This is a genomic window from Pantoea sp. UBA5923, assembly GCF_002431095.1.
In the GTDB taxonomy this organism is placed as follows: Bacteria; Pseudomonadota; Gammaproteobacteria; order Enterobacterales; family Enterobacteriaceae; genus Pantoea; species Pantoea piersonii.
In genome coordinates this window covers 1-4,003 of record NZ_DJDN01000034.1, presented here as the reverse complement: position 1 = coordinate 4,003, position 4,003 = coordinate 1, and the positions used below count along the sequence as shown (strand labels likewise).

Below are 4,003 nucleotides of genomic sequence, written 5' to 3'. Positions count from 1 at the left end.
AATATTGGTAAAGCCGTAGTCGATACAAATTTCCACGCTGATATCAGGATATCTGGCAAAAAAGGCGGGCAGCGCGGGGCGAAGCAGGCTTTCGGCGGCATCGTCGGAACAGGTAATGCGTATATTGCCGGCAGGGGTATCGCGCAATTCGCCAATGCGCGCAATTTCGCTATTAATCTGTTCAAACAGCGGCGCAACCGACTGCAACAAACGTTCGCCCGCTTCCGTTGGCGCGACATTCCGCGTGGTGCGTGCCAGCAGGCGCACGCCGATACGCTCTTCCAGATTGCGAATAGTATGGCTGAGCGCGGAAGGACTCACTCCCAGGCCTGCCGCTGCTTTGGTAAAGCTCTGCTCCCTCGCCACAGCGATAAACGCCTGAATATCATTCATCTTATCCATACCTTATTAATGATTTTAATTCACAGAGAGTGGAAAATTATCTTATTGAGGCGGGCGAATCCAATCGCATTTAACCAATCGCACAGATCATTAAAACCCGCCACGCCCAGAAAAAAGCCTCTGCGCGGGCGTTTAGTTAATTACTGAATTTTATTCAGCAGCGTATGCGGCGCTGGCAGGTTAATCATTCCACTTATCTCTGTAAGGATAGAGTGAAATCGTTAGCCATTAAGGCCGGAGCTCAATGGAAATTCAAATTAACAATAAAACCCTTCAGGTCGATGCCGAAGGCGACACGCCGTTATTGTGGGTGTTGCGCGACGACCTGGGAATGACCGGGACAAAATATGGCTGCGGTCTGGCGCAGTGCGGCGCCTGCTCGGTCATGATCGACGGAAAGATAGCGCGATCCTGCGTCACCCCGATCGATAAGGTCATCGGTAAGCAGATCACTACCATCGAGGCGATCGAAGCGGATGATACGGGTAAACGTGTCGTCCAGGCCTGGATAAAGCATCAGGTGCCTCAGTGCGGCTATTGCCAGTCTGGTCAGGTGATGGCGGCGACTGCGCTACTCAAGCAGAACGCGCGCCCATCCGACCAGGAGATTGCCGCGGCGATGGTGAATCTCTGCCGCTGCGGCACCTATAACGCCATCAGCGCAGCCATCCACGAGGTAGCGAGTCAGGGAGACCCACAGTGAAAGCCTCTTCCAGCGCACCAGATATTACCTTCGGGGATGAACCTGTCAGTTTGTCGCGCCGCCGATTTTTGCTCGCCTCGGGCAGCGTAGCAGGCGCGTTCGTGCTGGGGATTGGTCTGCCTGTGAGGCAGGCTCGCGCGCAGGCGGCTGAACAGACGCTGCCGCCCGGTACGCGCGTCCCGGCGTTTCTTGAAATCCGGCCAGACGGCAGCGTGCGTTTTCTGTCGCCGTTTATCGAAGGCGGACAGGGCATTTTTACTGCTATGGCGCAGATCGTCGGTGAAGAGCTGGATGCCGATCCTGCCACGTTCCTGGTAGAGAATGCCCCGGCTGGCGAACAGTACAAGGTGATGGATAGCGGCATGCGCATTACTGGCGGCAGCCAGTCGGTGCGAACCAGTTACGCGACGATGCGCCGCCTCGGTGCGCTGGCGCGTCAGATGCTGTTGCAGGCGGCGGCAGAATCGCTGGGCGTGCCGATTGCGGCGCTGCGCACCGAGCCTGGAAAAGTCGTGCACGACGCCTCAGGGCGTACGCTGACTTACGGCGAGCTTGCCAGCCGCGCGCGCGATCTGCCGGTTCCGCCCGCTGATTCCGTCGTCTTAAAAGATCCTGCTCAGTTTCGCTGGATCGGCAAACCCGTTAAGCGCGTCGATGTTTATGAGAAATCGACCGGGCAGGCCATCTACACCATCGACTGCCGCGTCGACAATATGCTGCACGCGGCGGTGCAGCACGCGCCGCGCCTGGGAATGGAGGCCGGTGAGCTACGCAACGCGGCGCAGGTTAAAGCCATGAAGGGCGTACACTCCGTTCACCGGTTATCAGGCGCGGTGGCGGTGGTCGCCGAGCGTTGGTGGCAGGCGAAACGCGCCGTTGAGGCATTGCAGGTCGACTGGCAGGCCGCGACAAACGCCGATGCGATGTCGGCGGATTTCTCCTCCGACGATTTTGCCCAAACGCTGGCTAACGAGCCGGGCGAGGGCAAAGAGGCAGAGGTCAAAGGCGATCTGGCGACGGGCATGTCTGCGGCCAAAACTACGCTAAGCGCCACCTACCATAGCCAGTACCTTAACCATGCCCAGCTGGAGCCGCCTTCGGCGCTGGCGCGCTTCAACGATAACGGCACGCTGGATCTCTGGATCCCTAATCAGGCGCCGGAGATGTTTCAGGGCGAGGTAGCGAAACGCACCGGGCTGGCCGCCGATAAAATTGTGATCCATTCGCCATTGCTGGGCGGCTTTTTCGGCCGTCACTTTGTTTACGACGGCGCGATGGCGTGGCCGCAGGCGATTGAACTGGCGAAGGCGACAGGTCGCCCGATCAAGCTGATCTGGAGCCGCGAAGAGGAGTTCCTGCGCGACACGCATCGCCCGATGGCGGCGGTGCGCTTCCGCGCCGGACTGGATGACGAGGGGTATCCGCTGGCGCTGGAAGCGGTCAGCATTTGCGAAGGCCCGACCGAAGGCATCTCAGGTAAGCAAGGCGATAAGCTCGATCCGACCGCCACCGAGGGCCTGACCGGCAAAGCCTATGATATTCCCCATGTGCGCATCGCGCAGATCTATAAAAAAGGGCCGGTGAAACTGGGCTACTGGCGTTCCGTCGGCAATTCGATGAACGATTTTCTCTATGAAAGCTTTCTTGATGAAATTGCGGATAAAGGCAAGTTAGACCCCTATGAACTGCGGCTGCGCCTGCTGAAAGGCAATCCGCGCCTGACGACGCTGCTGGAAGCGGTAGCAGAGCTGTCAGGCGGCTGGAAACCGGGCCCCTATACCGCCGAAGATGGCACCCGACGCGCCCGGGGCGTGGCGATGGCGTCGCCGTTCGGCACCGAAGCGGCCGCCATTGCGGAGGTTTCGATTGAGAACGGGCAGGTCAGGGTGCATCGGGTCTGGGAGGCGATCGATCCCGGCAGCATCATCAATCCGGCTATCGTCGAGGCGCAGGTCAACAGTGCGGTTGCGCTGGGGTTATCACAGGTTTTGCTGGAAGAGAGCCTGTTTGAAAAGGGCCAGCCGGTCGCGCGCAACTACGACCTTTATCCCATTCTGCCGCCATCACGCATGGCGCAGGTTGAGGTACGCATTATCGAGAGCGGCGCAAAAATGGGCGGTATCGGCGAACCGCCGTTGCCCGCTGTGCCGCCTGCGGTCGCAAATGCGGTCTCCAGGCTGACCGGCCAGCGTATTCGCTCTATGCCGCTCTCACGCTACAACTTTACCTGAGCCGCCGATTTTTAGGGAAAACATCATGACTATAAAAAGGCTCTGCCTGTTGCTGACGGCAACGCTGATCGTTGTGGCTGGCGTGCTGCTGTGGACGCTGCGCACGCCATCGTCGCCTTTCGATAAGGTGACCTCGGCTGAGATGTCCGCATCGCCCGATCTTATCCGGCGCGGCGAATATGTCGCCAGACTCGGCGACTGCGTCGCCTGCCACAGCACGCCAGGGAACGCCCCCTTTTCCGGCGGTCTGCCAATGGCGACGCCGGCAGGAAAAATCTATACCACCAACATTACGCCTGACAAAGAGACCGGCATCGGCCGCTATTCGCTGGCTGACTTTGATCGGGCGGTACGTCAGGGCGTAGCGCGTGACGGGCATCGGCTCTATCCGGCGATGCCGTTTCCCTCTTATCAAAAGCTGAACGACGAGGATATCCGCGCCCTTTATGCCTTTATGATGCATGGCGTTCAGCCCGCCGCGCGGAAAAACCAGCCGACGGAAATCCCCTGGCCGCTTAATATGCGCTGGCCACTGGCCTTATGGCGCGCCGCATTCGCCGCTGGCGCGCCCTATCAGACGGTGGAGAATCGCGACGAGCGCTGGAACCGGGGCGCTTACCTGGTCGAAGGCCCAGGGCACTGCGGCAGTTGCCATACGCCGCGCGGT

Annotated in this window: 4 protein-coding genes; 3 read left to right on the top strand and 1 reads right to left on the bottom strand. The window is 59.5% G+C overall.

The window, feature by feature from the left end; genetic code table 11:
- The coding region (locus B3797_RS08980; RefSeq protein ID WP_311790911.1) for a LysR family transcriptional regulator at window positions 1-393 on the bottom strand (393 nt) is incomplete at its 3' end.
- 253 nt (window positions 394-646) lie between these two features.
- Here B3797_RS08980 and B3797_RS08975 point away from each other — a divergent pair.
- The 3 genes from B3797_RS08975 to B3797_RS08965 form a co-directional block, all read left to right on the top strand.
- Complete coding sequence (locus B3797_RS08975; RefSeq protein WP_311781441.1) at window positions 647-1,105, top strand: (2Fe-2S)-binding protein; 459 nt, start codon at window positions 647-649, stop codon at window positions 1,103-1,105.
- Window positions 1,106-1,227: 122 nt separating this feature from the next.
- Window positions 1,228-3,336, top strand: coding sequence for a xanthine dehydrogenase family protein molybdopterin-binding subunit (locus tag B3797_RS08970; RefSeq protein WP_311790910.1), 2,109 nt, complete (start codon window positions 1,228-1,230; stop codon window positions 3,334-3,336).
- 25 nt (window positions 3,337-3,361) lie between these two features.
- Window positions 3,362-4,003 (top strand): cytochrome c (locus B3797_RS08965; protein WP_311790909.1); only part of this gene is annotated, 642 nt, incomplete at its 3' end.